34 protein-coding genes are annotated in these 19,455 nt (G+C 39.0%); 32 read left to right on the plus strand and 2 right to left on the minus strand.

Going from position 1 to position 19,455, the window contains the following annotated elements; genetic code table 11:
- The first annotated feature begins 5 nt into the window (after positions 1-5).
- From HED61_RS06850 to HED61_RS06935, 18 genes are all read left to right on the plus strand, one after another.
- Complete coding sequence (locus HED61_RS06850) at positions 6-683, plus strand: putative HNHc nuclease (protein ID WP_219645644.1); 678 nt, start codon at positions 6-8, stop codon at positions 681-683.
- Between the two features lie 4 nt (positions 684-687).
- Positions 688-1,503: a phage replisome organizer N-terminal domain-containing protein gene (locus HED61_RS06855; protein ID WP_219645643.1), complete on the plus strand. Its 816-nt coding sequence runs from the start codon at positions 688-690 to the stop codon at positions 1,501-1,503.
- Complete coding sequence (locus HED61_RS06860; RefSeq protein WP_219645642.1) at positions 1,493-2,731, plus strand: DnaB-like helicase C-terminal domain-containing protein; 1,239 nt, start codon at positions 1,493-1,495, stop codon at positions 2,729-2,731. Before HED61_RS06855 ends, HED61_RS06860 begins: the two co-directional genes overlap by 11 nt.
- Positions 2,731-2,979, plus strand: coding sequence for a hypothetical protein (locus HED61_RS06865; RefSeq protein WP_041119154.1), 249 nt, complete (start codon positions 2,731-2,733; stop codon positions 2,977-2,979). The genes HED61_RS06860 and HED61_RS06865 overlap by 1 nt, the downstream gene beginning before the upstream one ends.
- Before the next feature lie 80 nt (positions 2,980-3,059).
- Positions 3,060-3,344 (plus strand): RusA family crossover junction endodeoxyribonuclease, encoded by a 285-nt coding sequence (locus tag HED61_RS06870; protein ID WP_219645641.1) that lies wholly within the window; start codon positions 3,060-3,062, stop codon positions 3,342-3,344.
- The gene (locus HED61_RS06875; protein ID WP_234981422.1) at positions 3,341-3,595 is read left to right on the plus strand and encodes a hypothetical protein; all 255 of its coding nucleotides are present in this window, start codon (positions 3,341-3,343) and stop codon (positions 3,593-3,595) included. Before HED61_RS06870 ends, HED61_RS06875 begins: the two co-directional genes overlap by 4 nt.
- A 100-nt stretch (positions 3,596-3,695) precedes the next feature.
- A complete protein-coding gene (locus HED61_RS06880; protein WP_219645639.1) occupies positions 3,696-3,929 on the plus strand; it encodes a hypothetical protein in 234 nt (77 codons plus the stop codon).
- Complete coding sequence (gene ssb, locus HED61_RS06885) at positions 3,926-4,396, plus strand: single-stranded DNA-binding protein (protein ID WP_219645638.1); 471 nt, start codon at positions 3,926-3,928, stop codon at positions 4,394-4,396. Before HED61_RS06880 ends, ssb begins: the two co-directional genes overlap by 4 nt.
- Before the next feature lie 383 nt (positions 4,397-4,779).
- The gene (locus tag HED61_RS06890; RefSeq protein ID WP_234981423.1) at positions 4,780-5,091 is read left to right on the plus strand and encodes a hypothetical protein; all 312 of its coding nucleotides are present in this window, start codon (positions 4,780-4,782) and stop codon (positions 5,089-5,091) included.
- 36 nt (positions 5,092-5,127) lie between these two features.
- Positions 5,128-5,526 carry a DUF7448 domain-containing protein gene (locus HED61_RS06895; RefSeq protein WP_219645514.1) on the plus strand — a complete coding sequence of 133 codons (399 nt, stop codon included), beginning with the start codon at positions 5,128-5,130 and terminating at the stop codon, positions 5,524-5,526.
- 39 nt (positions 5,527-5,565) lie between these two features.
- Positions 5,566-5,979 carry a hypothetical protein gene (locus HED61_RS06900; protein ID WP_234981424.1) on the plus strand — a complete coding sequence of 138 codons (414 nt, stop codon included), beginning with the start codon at positions 5,566-5,568 and terminating at the stop codon, positions 5,977-5,979.
- Positions 5,979-6,170, plus strand: coding sequence for a hypothetical protein (locus HED61_RS06905; protein WP_219645515.1), 192 nt, complete (start codon positions 5,979-5,981; stop codon positions 6,168-6,170). The genes HED61_RS06900 and HED61_RS06905 overlap by 1 nt, the downstream gene beginning before the upstream one ends.
- Before the next feature lie 38 nt (positions 6,171-6,208).
- A complete protein-coding gene (locus HED61_RS06910; RefSeq protein WP_219645516.1) occupies positions 6,209-6,349 on the plus strand; it encodes a hypothetical protein in 141 nt (46 codons plus the stop codon).
- 1 nt (position 6,350) lies between these two features.
- Positions 6,351-6,737, plus strand: coding sequence for a YopX family protein (locus HED61_RS06915; RefSeq protein WP_219645517.1), 387 nt, complete (start codon positions 6,351-6,353; stop codon positions 6,735-6,737).
- Positions 6,727-6,915, plus strand: coding sequence for a hypothetical protein (locus HED61_RS06920; RefSeq protein ID WP_219645518.1), 189 nt, complete (start codon positions 6,727-6,729; stop codon positions 6,913-6,915). Before HED61_RS06915 ends, HED61_RS06920 begins: the two co-directional genes overlap by 11 nt.
- Positions 6,916-6,917: 2 nt before the next feature.
- On the plus strand, positions 6,918-7,178 hold the full coding sequence (locus HED61_RS06925; RefSeq protein ID WP_113849812.1) for a hypothetical protein: 261 nt from the start codon (positions 6,918-6,920) through the stop codon (positions 7,176-7,178).
- Between the two features lie 2 nt (positions 7,179-7,180).
- Complete coding sequence (locus HED61_RS06930) at positions 7,181-7,375, plus strand: hypothetical protein (RefSeq protein WP_219645519.1); 195 nt, start codon at positions 7,181-7,183, stop codon at positions 7,373-7,375.
- A gap of 92 nt (positions 7,376-7,467) precedes the next feature.
- Positions 7,468-7,986, plus strand: coding sequence for a hypothetical protein (locus HED61_RS06935; RefSeq protein ID WP_219645520.1), 519 nt, complete (start codon positions 7,468-7,470; stop codon positions 7,984-7,986).
- Between the two features lie 754 nt (positions 7,987-8,740).
- Here the strand turns inward: HED61_RS06935 and HED61_RS17010 are convergent.
- Positions 8,741-8,878 carry a zinc ribbon-containing protein gene (locus HED61_RS17010; RefSeq protein ID WP_159151131.1) on the minus strand — a complete coding sequence of 46 codons (138 nt, stop codon included), beginning with the start codon at positions 8,876-8,878 and terminating at the stop codon, positions 8,741-8,743.
- A 132-nt stretch (positions 8,879-9,010) separates the two neighbouring features.
- Between HED61_RS17010 and HED61_RS06945 the strand changes: the two genes are divergently transcribed.
- The 3 genes from HED61_RS06945 to HED61_RS06955 all read left to right on the plus strand — a co-directional run bounded on the left by HED61_RS06945 (position 9,011) and on the right by HED61_RS06955 (position 11,002).
- Entirely contained in the window at positions 9,011-10,222 is a 1,212-nt protein-coding gene (locus tag HED61_RS06945) for a helix-turn-helix domain-containing protein (RefSeq protein ID WP_219645521.1), read from the plus strand.
- A gap of 13 nt (positions 10,223-10,235) precedes the next feature.
- Positions 10,236-10,439: a hypothetical protein gene (locus HED61_RS06950; protein ID WP_219645522.1), complete on the plus strand. Its 204-nt coding sequence runs from the start codon at positions 10,236-10,238 to the stop codon at positions 10,437-10,439.
- 242 nt (positions 10,440-10,681) lie between these two features.
- On the plus strand, positions 10,682-11,002 hold the full coding sequence (locus tag HED61_RS06955; protein WP_195493390.1) for an HNH endonuclease: 321 nt from the start codon (positions 10,682-10,684) through the stop codon (positions 11,000-11,002).
- 156 nt (positions 11,003-11,158) lie between these two features.
- Here the strand turns inward: HED61_RS06955 and HED61_RS06960 are convergent, their stop codons facing one another.
- Positions 11,159-11,323 carry a YjzC family protein gene (locus HED61_RS06960; protein ID WP_171917987.1) on the minus strand — a complete coding sequence of 55 codons (165 nt, stop codon included), beginning with the start codon at positions 11,321-11,323 and terminating at the stop codon, positions 11,159-11,161.
- Between the two features lie 101 nt (positions 11,324-11,424).
- On the opposite strand from HED61_RS06960, the gene HED61_RS06965 reads away from it, so the two are divergent.
- The 11 genes from HED61_RS06965 to HED61_RS07015 all read left to right on the plus strand — a co-directional run bounded on the left by HED61_RS06965 (position 11,425) and on the right by HED61_RS07015 (position 19,433).
- Positions 11,425-11,880 carry a phage terminase small subunit P27 family gene (locus tag HED61_RS06965; RefSeq protein WP_081131747.1) on the plus strand — a complete coding sequence of 152 codons (456 nt, stop codon included), beginning with the start codon at positions 11,425-11,427 and terminating at the stop codon, positions 11,878-11,880.
- Complete coding sequence (locus HED61_RS06970) at positions 11,870-13,699, plus strand: terminase large subunit (RefSeq protein ID WP_219645523.1); 1,830 nt, start codon at positions 11,870-11,872, stop codon at positions 13,697-13,699. Before HED61_RS06965 ends, HED61_RS06970 begins: the two co-directional genes overlap by 11 nt.
- Before the next feature lie 14 nt (positions 13,700-13,713).
- Positions 13,714-14,946 carry a phage portal protein gene (locus HED61_RS06975; RefSeq protein WP_219645524.1) on the plus strand — a complete coding sequence of 411 codons (1,233 nt, stop codon included), beginning with the start codon at positions 13,714-13,716 and terminating at the stop codon, positions 14,944-14,946.
- 34 nt (positions 14,947-14,980) lie between these two features.
- The gene (locus HED61_RS06980) at positions 14,981-15,703 is read left to right on the plus strand and encodes a head maturation protease, ClpP-related (protein ID WP_219645525.1); all 723 of its coding nucleotides are present in this window, start codon (positions 14,981-14,983) and stop codon (positions 15,701-15,703) included.
- Between the two features lie 3 nt (positions 15,704-15,706).
- Complete coding sequence (locus tag HED61_RS06985) at positions 15,707-16,837, plus strand: phage major capsid protein (protein ID WP_219645526.1); 1,131 nt, start codon at positions 15,707-15,709, stop codon at positions 16,835-16,837.
- A 75-nt stretch (positions 16,838-16,912) separates the two neighbouring features.
- A complete protein-coding gene (locus HED61_RS06990) occupies positions 16,913-17,263 on the plus strand; it encodes a head-tail connector protein (RefSeq protein ID WP_219645527.1) in 351 nt (116 codons plus the stop codon).
- Complete coding sequence (locus HED61_RS06995) at positions 17,253-17,585, plus strand: phage head closure protein (protein ID WP_171917982.1); 333 nt, start codon at positions 17,253-17,255, stop codon at positions 17,583-17,585. Before HED61_RS06990 ends, HED61_RS06995 begins: the two co-directional genes overlap by 11 nt.
- Positions 17,585-17,959, plus strand: a complete 375-nt coding sequence (locus HED61_RS07000) for an HK97-gp10 family putative phage morphogenesis protein (protein WP_219645528.1) — start codon at positions 17,585-17,587, stop codon at positions 17,957-17,959. The genes HED61_RS06995 and HED61_RS07000 overlap by 1 nt, the downstream gene beginning before the upstream one ends.
- Positions 17,956-18,330 carry a hypothetical protein gene (locus tag HED61_RS07005; protein WP_171917980.1) on the plus strand — a complete coding sequence of 125 codons (375 nt, stop codon included), beginning with the start codon at positions 17,956-17,958 and terminating at the stop codon, positions 18,328-18,330. The genes HED61_RS07000 and HED61_RS07005 overlap by 4 nt, the downstream gene beginning before the upstream one ends.
- Before the next feature lies 1 nt (position 18,331).
- A complete protein-coding gene (locus HED61_RS07010) occupies positions 18,332-18,910 on the plus strand; it encodes a major tail protein (protein ID WP_081131738.1) in 579 nt (192 codons plus the stop codon).
- 76 nt (positions 18,911-18,986) lie between these two features.
- Positions 18,987-19,433, plus strand: a complete 447-nt coding sequence (locus tag HED61_RS07015) for an Ig-like domain-containing protein (RefSeq protein ID WP_081131737.1) — start codon at positions 18,987-18,989, stop codon at positions 19,431-19,433.
- Positions 19,434-19,455: the final 22 nt, after the last annotated feature.

The raw sequence follows: 19,455 nt of genomic DNA on the forward strand, positions 1-19,455 counted from the left end.
TTTGAATGAACAACCTTTCGTATCTAGCAAAAATAATAAAAGTTGAAGGCAATCGCCTGACGCTAGAACTCAAAGATGAACTAAATATCGCACGTCTCAAAACAATATTTGATGGATATGACGGCGAGCGACAAGCGGAACTATTCATCAAAGATCCACGAGGGTTCACAGTCGAGCAGAGAGCGTTTGTGTTTTCTCTCATGAATGATATTTACAGATACACTGGACAACCATTTGACGACTTAAAAAATATATTTTACTGGCAATTTCGGTTTTTAACAGGCAAAAATATTAGTTTGAAAAATATTTCCACGAATACAGTGGATGATGTATCTTTGCTGGCTGATTTGGTACTCGACTTTATCTTCGATGGAGATATCCCTTTCAAAGATGGATACGAGGTTCCGCCACAAAATGAACAGTACTTTTTCTATAAATGTGTGACGAACAGGACCTGCTGCATTTGTGGTAAAAAGAACGCTGACATCGATCACTTTGACAAAGCTTTGGGAAGACGAAAGCGGAAAGAAGTAGATCACACAGAATTTACTTTTGCAGCGCTTTGTAGAACTCACCATACCGAGAAGCACCAAATGGGAATTACGGAGTTTAAGAAGAAGTATCACGTTATAGGCATCAAATTGAATCAAGACGAGATTAAAAAGTTGAGGATCGGAGGTTAAGAACTTGGCTGAAATAAGTTGGATTAAGCTTAGCACTGGTTTACCAGACAACAAAAAGATTAAGCGTATCAGAAAGCTTCCAGAAGGCGACAAGGTTATCTTGTTTTGGGTATTCCTCTTAGCTAGAGCAGGGGAGAGCAACCAAAGCGGAGGGATATTCCTAACGGATACTATGCCTTATCAAGAGGAAGACTTAGCTGCAGACTTTGATTTCAATATTGAATTTGTTCAATTTGCCTTAATTACTCTTGAAAAATACTCAATGATAACAAGATATCAAGATATTTTGTTTATCAAAAATTGGGAAGAATACCAGTCTATTGAGGGTTTGGAGAAGGTAAGGGAACAGAATAGAATACGTCAGGCTAGGTACAAAGAGAAACAAAGACAACTAACGTTAGGTAACGTTACCGCTAACGTTAGTGGTAACGCGGAAGTAACGGAGAGTAACGCAACAGATATAGATAAAGAATTAGATAAAGAAAGAGATATAGATAAAGAGAAAATACCATATAGCGACATCATCAAATACTTGAACGAAGCAACAAGTAAATCATTCAAAGTTACTCAAAAATGGAAAGACCTGATCAAAGCAAGATGGAATGAAGGCCAACGATTAGATGATTTCAAAAAAGTAATTGATGTGAAAACAAACCAATGGTTGAACAACCAAGAAATGAATAAGTACCTAAGACCAGCAACACTCTTTGGAAATAAGTTTGATGATTATTTGAATGAGTATCGTCCACAAGTTAATTCTTCAATCTCCGATGAAATTGCTGAATCACAAAGGAGGTTGTTAGAAGCATATGAACAATGAACTTAGATTAGTTGCTGAGATGCTTAACAATCCATCAATCATTACCAATATTGATATCGATTCAGAATGGTTTGAAAGTCCTCAGTGCAAACTGATTGTCGAAGCTATGACAAGACTACGAGGAATGAAATACACCACTGAACAGGTCCATCGGGAAATGCGAACCATCGACTACTTCAAAACAGGAACAGCAGATGAATTAGACATCCTAAAAAATTCTGCGAATCAGCTTGGAATCGAAAGAGAACTAGCAAGGATCATACACAATGATTATCTTGATCGCAAGTTGCACTCAGCGTCCATAAAATACGCTGAGACGCTTTCTAAGACAGATGGGGATAAGTTATCCAGATTGCTAGAAGAAAAGCGTGACGTGAACCATATTAAGTCTGATGGCAAGTTGGACAAAGCTTTCGCAGAATTTACAGATAGCTTGGATAAACCAAGTGAAGTTATGACAACTTACAAACCTTTAGATGCATTTCTTGGAGGAGGTATTACAGGAGGAAAGCTAATTGTCTTGGCTGGTAGACCAGGTGCAGGCAAAACAGCTTTCGCATTGAACATTATGCATAGACTATTTTCAGACAATGACAATGTGCAGTGTGATTTCTTCACTTTTGAAATGAGTCAAAACGAATTGATCAAGCGGCTTATCTCGAAAGAAACAAGAATCAACTCTATGTTGTTCGTAGACAACAATAAATTATCTGATGAAAATAAAGTGAGAGCCACAAAATCATACGAGGATATGAAGAACAGATTTGATATGCGAGTGTACACTTCGGAATATTCCAATTTAAACGATATCAAGTATGCCATCAAACAGCGATTAAGCGACAAACGGTATGTAGTGTTTGTAGACTATGCAGGGCTGATAACTGTCAATGATACACGCAAAAATGAACGGCAAGTAATGAACGAGGTTACACGAGAGTTGAAGAAACTGACAACTGATTATGGAATCACAATTGTACTGCTAGCTCAGTTAAGTAGGGCGGTAATGAACAGAGAAAATAAACGTCCGATTCTTAGCGACCTAAAAGAATCAGGCTCACTTGAACAAGATGCCAATGTTGTGTTACTGCTATCAGCTGATGAAAAAGAAGAACGCAAGATACGGTGTGATGTGGCTAAAAATCGAGAAGGGATGACAGGTGTAGCACCGTTTATCTTCGACAAGAAATATATGGATTTCTCAGTAGACTTTGACGAATGGAGAGGTTGATGGACGGACAAACATATCTGGCTATCTTCAAAGAAAACGGCCTTGTGCGATCGGAATTGGTTAGAACGATTGAATCGCAAGTCAAGACTTTTGAGCAATGCGGAATGCTAGATAAGGCCGAGGAAGCAAAATGGGTAGCAATCGAAGTTGCAGAAGAAGAAAAGAAAAAAGGACATCCTATCATGCAGGGCAATGAAACGAAAGAACAAATCGCACAACGATACTTGAAAGCGAGGGGAATGTTCTGATTATTACGATACCAGGAGAGCTGACGGACCTGAATAAATTCATCAATAGCCAGCGGACGAACCGCTATGCAGGTGCTAAGTTGAAAAAGGAGAACACAGAAAAATGTTGTTATGCTTTTCTGATGGCGAAAGCGGAAGGGCTGAGAGTGACAACGCCGATCAACTTGAAAATCACTTGGTACTGCAAAAATAAGCGCAAGGATAAAGACAACATTGCGTTTGGGATCAAGTTTATCTTGGACGGAATGATTGAAGCAAGAGTGATCGCAAATGATGGTTGGGGCGAGATTGCCAACTTTGAGCATCGGTTTGAAGTGGATAAGGATTGTCCGAGGATTGAAATTGAATTGGAGGAAGCAATGTGAACAGATTATTAAAACGTTTGAAAGAAGAACGAATTCAAGGAAGTAGCGCTGTACTCAATTACTCGAACTTTGATTATTGGGTAAATTGGGACGATATTGTTGACATCGTTGAAGATCACGATCAACCGCAACTCAACGAGAATCAGCAGATTGTGTTGGAGTGGTTGAAAGAAGAGCAGACTAAGAATCCAGAATTAACAATTTTGGCACACTTTCGGTTTTGTTTGATGAATCAGAAAATCGGTTTATGAATCTTGATGTAATCGATGCACTAAACAACCTATCTAATCCGCAGCAAAATGGTGTTTTCCAAGCATTCAGCAAATGGACTTTGGGACAGGAGGAAGAAAAATGAAACTACACCAATTATTAAGCGTGTTAAGTAAAGAGGATTGGGTTGATATTGAGGTTCTAGGCGAAACGTACACAGCTACACTGGCAGTTAAAGAGGTATTACAGAAATATCCGCATATTGCTGAATACGATGTAACTACTCTTGAAGCCGCATTAAGCTATGACGGTCCAGAAGCTTCACCTATTCTTTTGATCGAAGTTTCTCAAAATCGTAAGGAGGAAGAAAAATGATAAACAATTTAACTTTGGTCGGAAGACTAACGAAAGATCCGGATTTGAAATACACAGGCAACGGAACAGCGGTAGCCACCTTCACATTAGCTGTGAATCGCAACTTCACAAATCAGAGCGGAGAGCGGGAAGCGGATTTCATCAATTGTGTTATTTGGAGAAAGCCAGCTGAAACATTAACGAACTATGCGAAAAAAGGCGTATTGATCGGAGTAACAGGGCGGATTCAAACTCGTTCTTACGATAACCAACAAGGACAAAAAGTCTATGTCACCGAAGTGATTGCGGACAACTTCCAGTTGTTAGAAAGCAAGAATGCCGATTCTAGCCAAAATACACAAGGTAGCGGCGTTTCAAATAGTCAAAAGAATAATTACACTCGCAACCAACAAAACCGCAACAACGATGATTCAGACCCGTTTGGCAACTCGTCAATTGATATCGATAGTCAAGACCTTCCATTTTGAGAGGTGAGCAGATGACACCAACTCAAATCCAAATCAGAAACATGTCGGATAAGGACCTAGTATGGAGAAAGAAAGTAATCGACAGCCATGTCGAGAGATTGCTCAAGCAGCAAGAATGCTAGCCGAGGAAATGGAACGGAGGAGTAAAGCGTGAAACTAGCAGACACAGTAACAGGCGTTCAAGACGGTAAGTATAGCCCACCGCCACGAGTGGTCAGAAAGCAACGGAGAGTAAAAGCAGGCATCGAGTATTGGTGCGTGACCGAACGTTTTACAAAACCTTTCAAAGCAGTGTGCATCAAAGTGCTTGAGAACTCAGCTATTGTGACGTTTGGTAGCGATCGGACAGTAGTTAAATTGCGAAATATGAAGAGGGTGGAATGATGGCTAACAAAGAAGATTTGTATCGGTTGGAAAAGCTAGTTAATACGCCAGGTGCTGATGAAGACGAAATCAGAGTTTTGAGAAAGGCTTTGTGGGGAAAGAGTTACGATCGACCGAAGCAGAATAGATACAACTCAACGCCTGTCAGATTTACTTTTCCAGATGGTGAAGTCAAAGAATTCAGCACACAGCGTGAAGCCGCAGAGATGTCAGGGTTGAACAAATGGACTTTGGATCGAGCATGCAGATTGCAGATACCTTTGAAGAAAGGCAATTTTGCAGGTGCCACGGTCGAGATAATGAGTTTGTAATCCACCAAAATAACCAACTAGAGAGGAATGATATCAATGGAATATCACAAAGATACAATTGAAAAACTAAAAGAGAAAGTTTTGATGAAAAGAATCAATGAACTGTCAAACAATAGTCTAGTCTTAGTAGATGGTACAACCATCAATTTTGAATGTACTGATTCAGATTGTTGTGCTTCTGCTGACGGTACTTGGGAATCAGCTAAAGCCGATGGGCTTATAACTGATGTGCAGTTAGTTGACGTGAAAAAAGAAGAGGAAGGCTGGGGCGAAACCCAAATGGTCGCGAAGTTAGTAATAATTCATGATCAAAATCCTATCGCCCAAGCTCAACTGAGAGCAGACAACGGAAATGGGGATTATTATTTCAGTGTTTTATCCGTTTTTGTTAACGGAGAAGATGTAGGGAAGATTTTGGAGAGCTATTACGATTAGTCAGCTATCCGACGAAATAGCAGAAAGCGAGGAATGAACGTGAGAGATAAATTAGCAGTCTTAATGGAATTTAATGGATACACAAAGGATGAACTGGAAGCTTATCTAAGTTTGAAATTTGGATCAATGACTAAAGGCGGAATGACTGCTTCTATCCTGAGCCAATCAGGCTATGAAAAGGCAAAGTCTGTAATCTTTGCCCAACCGCAACTCAACGAGAATCAGCAGGTCGTTCTAGGGCAACTGAAAATCAACGCAGGCTCAAATGGATCACTAATCAAAGCAATTCATTCTCTTTTTAATTTGCTAACTATTTCTTCTAATCAGCTAGAAAAAGATTGTACGGAGGGGTTATTGAAGTCTAAAAACGCTCTTGCAAGATTGACTAGGAAGCAAGCAGCAGAAGTCCTATCAGCATTCGCTCAATGGGCTTTGGGACAGGAGGAAGAGTGATGGCATGGATTGTGATCGATTCGAAAAATAATGATCTATTTTTGACTTATTACAAATTCGAAGCGTGTGCGAAGCCACAAGTTGAATTTGAGCATCGGATGTTTTGTAAATCAGCGGTAAAATTTCAAGACAAAAATTTAGCACAAGCGGTTGCCAATTTATCAGGTGGAAATATTAAGAGAGTTGATTAATTACGCAATCGTCAGCGATAGCGAACAGGAGGGATAAGATGAATAAATTTAAATTTTCATATAACTACAAGGGAGTAGACAAGTGGGTAATCATTGAAGCTAGTAATGAAGAGGATGCTTATAGAAGATTTGTTTTTGCTTATATGCACTGTGACGTAGAAGAAGTGCAGGAGGGATAAGATGGTACCAAAATTTAGAGCGTGGGATAAAGAAACACAATCATTAAGGTATGTTCTGGTTGTTGATTGGCTTAATGACTTGGTGGATTTGGACAGTGGACTAATTGAACGTCAATTTGATGAAATTGAGCTCATGCAGTCCACTGGCTTGAAAGACAAGAACGGCGTGGAGATTTTCGAGGGAGATATTGTAGTAAATCAATATGGTAATGTTGGATATGTTGCGTATCTTCAACAAGAAGCTGGCTTTGTAGTTGTACTAAAGAAAAGTGATTATAGATTGGGTCATAGGAATACAGGTGAGAGTTACGATGTAACAACTAATCATGAAGTCATTGGCAATATTCATTCTAATCCTGAACTATTGGAGCAAACCTATGAAAACTAGCCAAGCAATCATCATAATACTGCTGACGATCTCAGCAACAAGTTGGCTATCCTATACAATAGTGGACCAACAGAAACAAATTGAGCAGTTACAAGAACAACTGCAGCATGAGCAGATGAAGTACAAGATTATTATCAATGATCCGTTAGTCAGGGATGCGATGGAAGCAGGGGGATGAAGATGAATGAAGTAGCCACTTTATCATTGCTAGCAGTTTGCGGGTATCTTGTTTATCGATTCGGATTATGTGCCTATAAAAAGGGATTGTCAGATGGATTCGAAATCATGAGTGACACGTTAAATGACATTGAGGGTTATACAGAACAGCTGCTCGAAAAGCAAGAACCTGAAAGTCATCGATTTTATTATGTTAAAGGGAACCACGATGCTGCTAAACAAATAAAAGAAATAGTCAATGATTATGAAAAAGTTGGAGGATGAAAATGGTACTACCTAAGAAATCAAATAATGTTCGTGAAGTTAAAATGATGGAAGTTATTCATGTTGTTTCGTTCGAAGGTGTGGGAACCAAAGAAAATCCAGCAAGATTAATAGACGAATACTATTCCAAAGATGGCGCTTTACTAGCTGTCAAAGACCAGTGGTTAGAGCAAGAGATTGAGAAGGCAAGCGAATGAACGTTACATTGTGGACTTTCATAGGATTCGTGGCGCTGATATTTGTCGGCGTGATATTAGGTAAATCTATTGACAAGTGGGAGGACAAGTGATTGGAAATTAATGTACATGAACTTTCAGACAAGCAGTTAGATGAATTGGCTTTAAAAATCCGCAAAGGAATTCAAAAAGATAGAGAGTATGAAAAAAAGCAATTTAAGAAAAGAGCATTTCACAACGCGAGATTGCTCATGAGTAACTACCACAAAATCAAAGCTCATAGTGAAGCGGTGGAGGAACATGTAGAAGAAATACAAGGGACTTTCTGGGAACACAAGTGGTTAAACCTCGATTTACTAATGCAAAATAAAGCCAAGTCAGTGAAATTGATGAAACATGTTGACATATGTTTAGAAGCTTATAAAGAAATATGTTTATCCACTGGCAAGCCAGAAGATAAGCGGAAGTGGCGCATCATCAACAAAAAGTACATTGAACGCCCTTTGCTTAATGAAGAAAAACTGGCAGAACAATTGAATGTTGATAGATCAACAGTGAACAGAAATTGCAAAGAAGCGTTGGAGGATTTGTCTGTTGTGCTCTTTGGAATTGATATGATTAATGACTGGTAGTCATGCACAAAACTTGCACACATATACCACATAAATGGTGATATAATAGTATTATCAGATATCGCCCACAAGCACAACGGCATTCAACCTCCTTTTGATACGTAAAAATTATTCTGTGGGCGATAGTCACTGTGGCGGAAGTAGAAGACGTGAAGGATAAGCAGAAACCTATTAAGGAGCTATGCAATTCTGGTTATGTTAGATAATCGTGAGTGGGGCAGTACCACTCCAGTGACGTAGGCAAAAGCCTCCTGATTGCAAGGGGTAAGTGCAAGTAGCCTAAAATGCATGCAGAGGGTCGCTCCCTCAAGTTGGTGGATATGGTTGTACGGAGGACCGGAAGAACTGGCAACGTCACAGGTTCGAATCCTGTGTCACCGATAGGGTTTATAGTTATCCCGTTGCTAGTCAGCGAAAACTAAATCAGGGACGTAGGTGCCCAAAGATACATTGGGACATAAGCGCCCACATAAAGCAACCGAGCATTCCTATCTGCCAGGCATGGATAAACAGTGGGTTCCAGAATGGAGTAGGTTGCTTAAATAGATGTTAACTGCCTAGTCGCAGTTTTGTAGGTCACTCAGTCGAGTGGCTTTTTATTTTTGAGGAGGTGAAATTTATGAAAACTGGAATTTTCAAAACTAAGTATCGCACAGCTGAAGGACGATTCACATGCTCTTGGTTAATGATCCTAGGTAAATGTTTGTTTGTTAAGCATAAAAAAGCAGCCTGATAAAGGCTGCTTTGGAAAAGGTTATTTTCTGTACGTAGTTTTTTCGCAGCTAGGACACGGTGGTAGCGTGTCTGTATGGTCATCTAAATGCACTTTTTGACCGCAATTTGTACAGGAATAAACACCTTTCCCTGGTTTTTCTCCAGTTTTGTAAGCCATTTTATCACCTCCGTTGACTTGATTATACCTCTATTAATTTTCTAATCAATAACTAAAGTGATATTATGTAAATATTTTTTCGGAATAAAATTTTGAATTTATAGAATAGTGAAATACATAGAACGAAGCGAGGTGGCAGACATTACTAAATGGACGGAACAGCAGGTCAAACGATTGTCGGAATGGGCAAATGAAGGACTAACAAATATAGAGATAGCGCCTATGCTGTCAGAGGAGTTCGGTGAAGAGTTCTCATGGCCAAGCGTTAGAAGTAAACGTGCCAGGTTGAAGTTGCCACCGAGCGAAAAGAATATGCGTGTTAAGCAATCCGATAAGGCAAAGAAGAAAGTTGTGTCTACGGAAATAAAATCAGATGGCACACAGACTAATTTTATCAAGCTGCGTATGACTGAAGAGCAGTCAAAGAATCCTGATTATGTATTACAAGCACATGGGTATGATCCCGAAAATTGGGAACTGGTCCAAGCGACTAACAACATTTGGGAACAGAACAACCAAGTGGATGGACTTATACAGCTTTATCAATCAAAGATTGTCGTTAGACCGAAACCTAAAGGATTTAACTTAGCAGCTTTTACTGAATCAATCGAGCCAGTAAAGCTAACCGCAATCAAGACGGGTGACAGAAACTTATTCATCGGCTTGGCTGATTGGCATTTCGGCATTACTAAGCTAGAGGATTTACAGGACAAGCTAGCTAGAATGATTGAAGTTATATCAAAGGGATATAAGCAGATTGTTATTGGTCAGCTAGGAGATTTATTCCATAGCAGCCAAATTAAAAAGTCGATCACGATGGCTGGCACACAACTAGATGATGTGGATATGGAGCAAGCGATTAAAGACGCTCGCTCCTTTTTTGATGTGCTGATTACTGAGTGCGTTAGACATTCGAATCAAGTGACAATTGAACATGCAGAGGGGAACCATTCGGGAAATTTGGAGTACATGTTTCTTCTATATCTAGAAGCAAGATATCCAGATATTCAGGTACATGCACACAATAAATACCGACAAGCGTTCATGTTGGATAATGTGGCGATTATGATTACTCATGGGCAGTATGGCAAGCGGAAGGATTTGCCGATGCTGTTCGCTACTGAGTATAGCGATATATGGAGTAAGGCAACAACAAGGGAGATAATCACTGGTCATTTCCACACGCAACAGACGAACGACTATCAAGGTGTAATCCATCGTCAGTTAGGGACCATTAAGCCGAATGACAGCTACGAGATCGACAACGGTTGGACGATGGGCAAAAAAGTACTGCAGTTGTTTGAATATGATAGTGAAAGGTTGAGGGTGACGTATGACATCTAAAGGAGGTAACGGAATGAGCGAACACGAATTTCATTTAATCGTAAAGGAATTATCATATCTACACGAGAAAGAAATCATTACGGCAGAAGATTTTACCGCAAGGGTCAAAAGTTTATCAGAAGGTGTAAATGCAAAAATAGAGTTAAAACCATCGTTATGGACGGAAAATCCAGTTCCTTGTAGAAAACCTATTACGTTTTATGATTCAGGTGACTGATATGCATTACTATTACATCCAACTATCAGTAGGAATACTAAGGCATAAGAACATCCGACAAGCGGAGTTGAAGCCAAAACGCACGTTGCTTGAATGCTATAAGCAGTTTAGTGATGAATATATCAATCGGCATAGGTTGATATACATTGGGCGTGGTTGGAAGAGTGATCCGCATATTGCAGAGAGGTTAAGGAGGTATGGAATGTGAAATTAAACTGCATCTTAAATTGTGATGATATTAAATGAATCGCTATGCAAGACCAAGAGACGACATTGATAAGCTTTATAAAACTACTAGGTGGAGGAAGCTAAGAAAGACGATCATCCAACGTGACTTTGGTTTATGCCAAGAGTGTAAGAGACGTAAGAGATACACAAAAGGTACAGTGGTCCATCACATTGTAGAAGCAAGGGAAGATATTACACTCTTCTGGTGTGAGAACAACTTAGAGTTAGTGTGCGATGCTTGCCATAACCGAGAACACCCAGAACGAAGTGGAGGAAAGGCAAAAGTAAAGACTAAGAGCAATGTGGTTAAATTCTTTGCAAATAATGAAAGATGACTAGAAATCATGATAAATCAACAATAGCCCCCCTACTGCCGAAAGTTTTTAGGAGGGCCAGGGAAGAACGGTGCAGTCTTTCCTTCACAAAATTACCGCTTTTCAACTTTTTTAAAGAAAGAGCTGACCAAGCTTATTGATCAGCTGCAGACGGTTTTATTGTTTTTCCCATTTATTCCCTTTTTCAGAAGTTGGTGGTAATCTATCGCCTGGATCGATATTTACTTCTCTTCCGCCTGGTACTTTACCGCCGCGAGGACCAACTTCTTTATAAGTTCCTTTGGGTTTGTTGTCTTCGCCAGGTTTGTATAATTCTCCCATTTGTATGCCTCCTAGTTATATTTCGACGTATCTCAGTCGATATCATTATTATAATACTATTGATATCGTTTTCAATATTTTTTTATAAAGAAGGTGATAAGATGCCGCAACCAGCAAAAAGCGCAAAATTACAATTGTTAAACGGTAATCCAAACAAAAAGAATACCAAGGATTTAAAAAAGCGCGCTGAAGCGGAAGAGAAGCTTCAAATGCGCACTGACAAAATAAAGGCTCCTAACTGGTTAGATAATACAGCAGTTAGGGCCTTTAAATTTTTGTCAGAAGAATTGCTTCATATTGAATTGATCACCAATGGAGATGTTTATCCCTTAGCGATGTATTGCTATTGGTACTCAGAACATATGAAACTCCAAGCACAAGCAAGTTTAGTTCAGGCTGAGAATCCTGAGTCTATCGGTAATCCTTTGATAAAGCAACTTGATACTTGTTCAAAAAATATGCGTTCTTTTGGTAGTGACTTAGGACTATCACCTTCTGCAAGAGCAAAACTGGCTATAAAAATGGCTCAAGATGAAGATGATGACGATGACTACTAAACCAATTATTGATATGAATTATACCGAGCTAGAAGCTTGGTGGGAGGACTTTAAAAATGGGATGGCAAGTTGGGGAGGCTATTTGCTAGAGCCTTATCCCGAGCTTCTTACAACATGGTATGCGGAAAGAGTTATTGACTTCGGTAATTTGCCAAACCAACAAGAATGGTCTCCTTGGGATCCTCAAATGCCTGCAAGTGAATTGGTTATTTTGGCAGCAAAAAGGCACCTTAGAGATCTGAAAAGACAGGGGACTGATGGTTTTCCTTGGGTGTTCGACGAAGAAAAAGCGCACAGGCCAATTCGTTTTCTCGAAAAGAAGTGTAAGCCATCTAAAGGAGATTTTAACCAGATTGTTGCACAACCTTGGCAACATTTTATTATAGGTGGAACTTATGGATGGGTTCATAGAGATACAGGTATTAGGAAATATCGTGAAGCATTAGAATTTGTAGGTCGTAAAAACGGTAAAACAACGATTGTATCAGGACTTTCCAACTATATGTTGGGGGAGGACGGAGAGAATGGGGCTAATGTATACATCCTAGCAAACTCTCAGAAGCAATCTAATATTTTGTTTGAAGAAGCGAAAGCAATGATTGAAGCTTCTCCATATTTAACTAAAAGGTTCAAGGCAATGGCAAGAGAAATTAAGTTTCCAGCTAAAAACTGCGTTATGGTTGCGATGTCAGCAGAGAAGAAAAAAGACGGAGAAAACTTACATTTCGGATGTTTTGACGAAGTTCATGATTTCGTCAATTATATTTTAATAAATGTCATGAAAAGATCTCGCGGAATGCGACGGCAACCACTGATAATGTATATTACTACAGCAGGTACGGTTTTAGATGGACCTTTGATGGATTTCTATGAAAACGGAAAGGATTGTTTGGAACATTTAGAAGATGATCTAGATGAACGGTTCTTTTACTATTTATCACAACTTGATAATGCTTCAGAAGCTGATAATCCTAAGATGTGGATAAAAGCAAATCCTAACCTGTGTTTAATGGATGTTGTTAATTTAATAACTGACTACAAACAAGATAAAAAAAATCCACAAGAGCTTGCTGATTGGATAACGAAACAGTTTAACCTTTTCTCTGATATTGATGAATTATCCTTCTTAGATATGCAGACAATAAATCAAAACGAAAAGGTGATAGATTTTGAAGCCTTAGTTGGTAGAGAAGCGGTAGCCGGATATGACTTAGCTGAAACGGAAGATTTTACCTCAGCGGATTTGGAATTCCCATTATTGGAAACTGGTGAAATTGCGGTCTTGGAACATAGTTGGATAAGTCAAGCGAGATATGATAAAGATAATAATCAACAGAGGCTAGATGCATGGATTAAAGAAGGTTCACTTACAATAACTCCTGGATCATATGTGGATTATCAATATGTTTTCGATTGGTTTGTCGAGCAATCCAAGAAATATAAAATATCAAAAATACGATACGACCGTAGAAATAGCCTGATTTTGAATCAGATGCTAATTGACTACGGTTTTGTTATGGAAGAAGCAATACAAGGTTACTTAACATTGGGTGGACCAATGAAACACCTCAAAGAAATGTTTTTATCTGGAAAAGTAATTTATAACCGAAAAAAGATGTTTCGATGGTATTTGAGTAATGTGAAACTAATCAAAGATAGGAATGGAAATTGGATGCCGACAAAACAATCTAAATCTCGTAAAATCGATGGATTTGCGGCTTTGTTAAACAGTCATTGTTCTGTGGTTGAGATGTTTGCTAAGCCTCAAGGAAATGGGAATGTTGGGTTCATATCTGTTAGAGACATGTTGAAGCGATGAAGGGAGGTGGAACGGTGAACATATTTCAAAAGGTAGTCAATAAATTGACTCCTGGATTTGTAAGACAATCGATTATCAATGATTATTCAACTAAGAGCGATTTTACTAAATGGTTCGGGCGAACCTTTTTTGGAATTGAAAATGGAACACTTGAAACAAATGAAAATATCTTCTCTATTGTTTCAAGGCTATCTAATACATTATCAAGTCTACCATTTAAAAAGTACAAAAACTATGATCAGCAATTTGATGAACAAATGGATAAACTTGTTTATTATCCAAACCCTAATCAAACTTTAGATATGGTAATAAATGTTTTAGAAGTTAGCAGGAACACTAACGGAAATGGGTATGCATTGATTTTCAGAGATATTCGGGGACAATTTGATAAATTAGTTCCTTTCAATCCAAATTATGTGGAGCCAGTAATTGAACAACAATCAAAGGAACTGTGGTACCAAGTAAATAGTGATGGTAAAACCTTCTATTTGCATAATTCTGACGTTATTCATGTAAGACATATTGCTGGAAATGGAAATTGGAAGGGGATAAGCCCGATTGCAGTTTTGAAGAACTCAAATGAGTTCGATAAAGCAGTTAGGCAGTTTTCTTTAAAAGAAATGCAGTCTTTGAGAGATTCTTTCATATTGACCTATTCGGCGAATGTAGATGCTGATAAAAGGGCAGCGGTAGTTGATGACTTTAAGCGGTTCTATGAAGAAAATGGTGGAGTGCTATTTCAAGAACCTGGTGTTGAAATCAAGGAAATGGCAAGAAGTTTTGTGGCTGGAGATATGGAGATATCTGAGAATATCACAAGAGATAGAATAGCAAATGTTTATAACGTACCTGGGGTATTTCTGAATAAATCGAGCGATAGCTTTTCTTCGAACGAGCAACTAATGCAACTGTTTGTTAATATGACTCTCTCTCCAATTGTTAAACAGTATGAACGAGAATTCAACAAGAAGATTTTAACTTCTAAAGAGCGTATTAATGGTATTTATTTTAAATTCAATCTCAATGCTCTTTTAAGAGGTGATTCAGCTGCACGACAGGCATTCTATCATGGAGCAATTAGAGACGGCTGGATGGCCCAAGACGAGGTCAGAATGCTTGAAGAGTTACCACCGAAGGGCGGCAAAGCCTCTGAATTATGGATATCCGGCGATATGTATCCATTGGAAATGGATCCTACATTACGAAAATCAAATAAAAGCACTCAAGACGTAACTGAAAAAAGTTAGGTCTTTTTATTTTGCCTTGAAGGGAGGTGGAAAAGTGAAAAAGTTTTGGGAAGTGAAGCAGTCAGCCAATATAAAAGAGGCTGACATCTCAATTTATGGAGAAATTGTCTCATATAAATGGGATGACACCGACACGACAGCGGCTAGTTTCCAAAAAGATTTAAAGGCGTTAGGTGATATTGAGCAGATTAATTTACATGTGAATTCCCCTGGCGGGTCTGTTTTCGAAGGAATTGCAATTGGAAACATGCTGAAACAACACAAAGCGACGGTCGTAGCGCATGTAGATGCTTTGGCTGCCTCAATTGCAAGTGTGATTGTCGCTAGTGCTGACAAGGTAGTAATGCCTGAGAACAGCATGTTAATGATTCATAACCCTTGGACCTACAGCGTAGGCAATGCTAAAGCGTTACGCAAACAAGCAGATGACTTAGACAAAATCGCAGAGTCTTCAGTAATCACTTACTTATCTAAAGGCGGAGACAAGCTAAGCGAAGCAAAGATCAAGCGAATCATGGATGAAGAAACATGGCTATCAGCAGTTGAAGCGTTAGAAATTGGGTTGTGCGACGAAGTTTCAGAGACAGTGCAAATTGCTGCTTGTGTCAGCAAGGAATTGTTTCAAAAGTATAACAACGTTCCTAAAGAGTTTGAGTCAACGACTCAATCGCTAAATGAAGAAAAAGCTAGACAAAAAATGATCGAAGAAGCAAATCAAAACAACGCCTTGATTGGCGCAATTATAGGAGGACTTTAATAAATGAAAACAATTTTCGAATTAAAACAAGATATGGCTACAATTGGTAACCAAATTCAAAAAACAAATGACGATATTACTCAAAAAGCTGCTGATCCGAAAACATCTATGGATGAATTGAATCAATTGAATCAAACAAAGGGAGATTTACAGCAACGATTTGAAATTATCAAAAATCAGCATGACCAATTGGAAGCCGAGCAGAAAGCTAGCTTAGCAAAAGGCAACTTTTCAGACTCAAGCGATCCTAAACAAAAAGTAATTGATGCTAAAGCTGAATTAATCCGCAAAACTATGGCAAAAGAAGCAGTGCCAACAGATGTATACCAGGTATTAGGTGACGACAGTACAGGTGGAGGTAAGTTCTTGCCTAAAACTGTTGCAAATGATGTTATCTCTGATCCTGTGGTTAAAAATCAGCTACGCGGTTTGTCAACTATTACAAGCATTCCAAATTTAGAGATTCCAAAAGTAACTTTCACGCTCGATGACGATGACTTTATTGCGGACAAAGAAACAGCTAAAGAACTTAAAGCAACAGGGGACACAGTTTCGTTTACACGCAATAAATTCAAAGTATTTACAGGTATTTCTGAAACTATTCTTTTGGGAACAAATACTAATCTTGTTACTACTGTAGAAGCTAATTTGCAATCTGGAGTGGCAGCTAAAGAACGAAAAGTAGCATTCGCTACAACACCAAAAACTGGTGAAGAACATATGAGCTTTTACGATACGACTGTTGTTAATATTAAAAAAATCGAAGCAGCTGACATGTACAAAGCGATTAAATCGGCGATTGCGGATCTGCATGAAGATTACCGAGAAAATGCAAAAATTGTTATGCGTTATGCTGACTATCTTGAAATTATTGAAACGTTAGCGAATGGAAATGCTACATTATACACTGCACAACCAGAGCAAATTTTAGGTAAACCGGTTGTATTCAGTGATGCAGCAGTGACGCCAGTCATTGGTGACTTCTCATATTCTCATTTCAACTATGATATCAATGCGTTATACGAACAGGACAAAGACGTTAAGACTGGTATCAATTTGTTTGTTGTAACGGCATGGTTTGACCATCGTATCAAACTAGCATCTGCGTTCCGTCTGGCTGCAGTGTCAAAATAACAGCCCCTGAAGTTCTATCGGTCGATCCTACCACTGATGGAGCTGTTATAGAGCTTCAATAAGGGGGCTCATAGTATGTTAGATCCCAAAAAAGATTTAGAAGAAATCAAAGCTGCAATGAAAATTGACACGGATGATGACGATAAAGAAGTGATTAGAGCGTTTACAACAGCAATCGGAACGATTAAGGGGGCACTCGGAAGAGACAAGCCCTCTTTCTATGTTCAAGAAAACGAGATTGTGGAATTGCTTAACACCGCTGCCATAATGCTTGCTGACCATTATTATAAAGCTAGATCGGCAACGATTGAATCAAGTAATATGAATGGCACCTTGCGAGAATTCGATTTGGGATATACAAGCTTGATTTCATTATTAAAAGCGGAATATAAGGTGTTTAGGGAAGGTGATCCTATTGGCGGTTAGTCGTACAGGAAAACTCACTAAACGCGCGCAGTTTTTAAAACAAGATGGTTTTAAAACAGGACCTAATGGGACAAAAATACCGAATTACGTTGAGGTGATGAGGCCTTGGTTTGGATACAAACAGAAATATCTAACCGAAGTTAAAAGTGAAGATACTTCATATAAAAACACTGTTAACATTGTGATTCGGCAAAAGCAAAAACAAACAGTCACTCCCGATATGATAGTCAGTATAAAGGGAGTTCAATATAACATTGTTGACATCAATCCAGATGTTGAAAACGAGGATTTTATGCTTTTGATACTAAAGGCGGTGGAATGATGAGTGTAACAATCGATCTTGGCGACTTAGAAAGAAACGTCGCACAAACCATTGCCGATGTTGAAGGCAAGATCCGTCGCAAGGCAGGAAAATCGGCAGGCTTCAAACTTGGAGAAGCTTTAGAAGCGAATACTCCGATTGATGCATCAACTGGTAAGATCTTACTTGAAGAGACAGTAACAGTAGGCGCGGTTCAAGATAATGGTGATGTTGATGTTGGATATGGTCGAGGTGCTTACTTCCGTGCTCACGTTGTAAATATGGGTTCTGAATTCCAAAGTGGACAGCATTTTATAGAAAAAACTGCTGATACCGAAGCAGAAGCTGTAATGCAAGAGTATATGGAACAATTAAAAGGAGGATTAGGATTATGACGCCAGTTGCGGAAGTAGCGGTAAATATATTGCCGAGAATATTTCCGGAGATTGATTCGAATCTTTTCTTTCCCTATACAGTACCTGAAAAATACCAAAGCTTAGATCAAGTACCATATTTCAAGATTGAAAATGTAGGAGAAACAAACGGATCTCACGGATCAGACAAATACCATTCAAGAAGCTATCGCATTCAGGTAATGGCTTTTATTGATCTAGGGAAAACAGATATTGAAGAACTGAACGACAAATTAGATCGAGGGATGGAAGAAGCGGATTTCTTTCAAATATATGGGGAAGATAGACCGCATTCGGAAAATGAAAATATTCATGTACTGATTAGACAGTACACTCATACAAGGAGGAAATAACATGACATTAGTAGGTTTTAAAAGAGCGACAATTCAAATCTTGGATGAAAGTTTAAATCCAGTTCCTACAAAAAAATACGTAATTGAAGGAAAAACAAATGAAGGTGCGACCAGTGCTTTCGAAATTACAGGCCTCTCCCCAGAAGCAGTCAAAGCATATGGATCAGATATCCCTTATTTTATCATTCAAGAGGGAACTGGTGAGGTTGCCGCTACTTTTAGCGCTCTAGACTTGCCCTTTGAGGTTGAAAACGAAGTATTAGGGCGCACAAAAGCAACGAATGGCGTTTATCATGCTGGAGAGAAAACAAAACCGCCTTATTGTGCAGTTCTGTTTGAATCATCAACGTTACGTGGTGAAAAGATGGGAACAGGATTATATGCTGGAAAATTTGGACGTGAATCTATCACTGCGAATACAAAAGAAGGGACAACTCCGACACCTGAAGCGGATCAGTTTACGTTTGCGCCGGTTCCGAAAAAAATTGATGACACAAATGAGACTGTAGGCTTTGCAGTTGGAGACGAGTCGTTTGCTGCTTTAGTCACTGAATTGTTCGGAGAAACTTCGGGGGAGTAGCAGTCCCTGTAATTGGAGAAATATCGCCGACAACTGACGGGGCAGTTATCAATTTATCATAAGAAAGGAAATTAATATGGTAGAGACATTTAGAATATATAAAGGTGATTCAATTGTAAAAGAAGGTCCTTCGCCTTTAACAATTACTGGAGAAGAAGCAAATAAAAGTGTAGTTGCCGGGGAGTACAAAGCAACACGTGTTGTAGGAGATAGCGAATCTGCGAAAGTGGATATTCCTTCCTTTAAAACGCTGCCTATTCCAGTTTCGAGTGTAAGCTTAGATAAATCGACAGCAGATGTTGCTGTTGGAGGGTCAGTTAAGTTGACACCGACTGTATTACCCGAGAACGCAAGTGATAAATCTGGATCATGGTCCAGTTCTGATACTGCCGTAGCAACAGTGAGTGGTGGAACAGTCACAGTTAAAGCTGATGCAACAGTGGGTGCGACTACTGATGTTACTTTTACTACAAAAGATGGTGCAAAAACAGCTACATGCACAATTACTGTTATTGAAGGTTAGTCATTTGACTAGCCTTTTTTGA

The sequence above is a fragment of the Enterococcus gallinarum genome (genome assembly GCF_021496385.1).
GTDB classification, from domain to species: domain Bacteria; phylum Bacillota; class Bacilli; order Lactobacillales; family Enterococcaceae; genus Enterococcus_D; species Enterococcus_D gallinarum.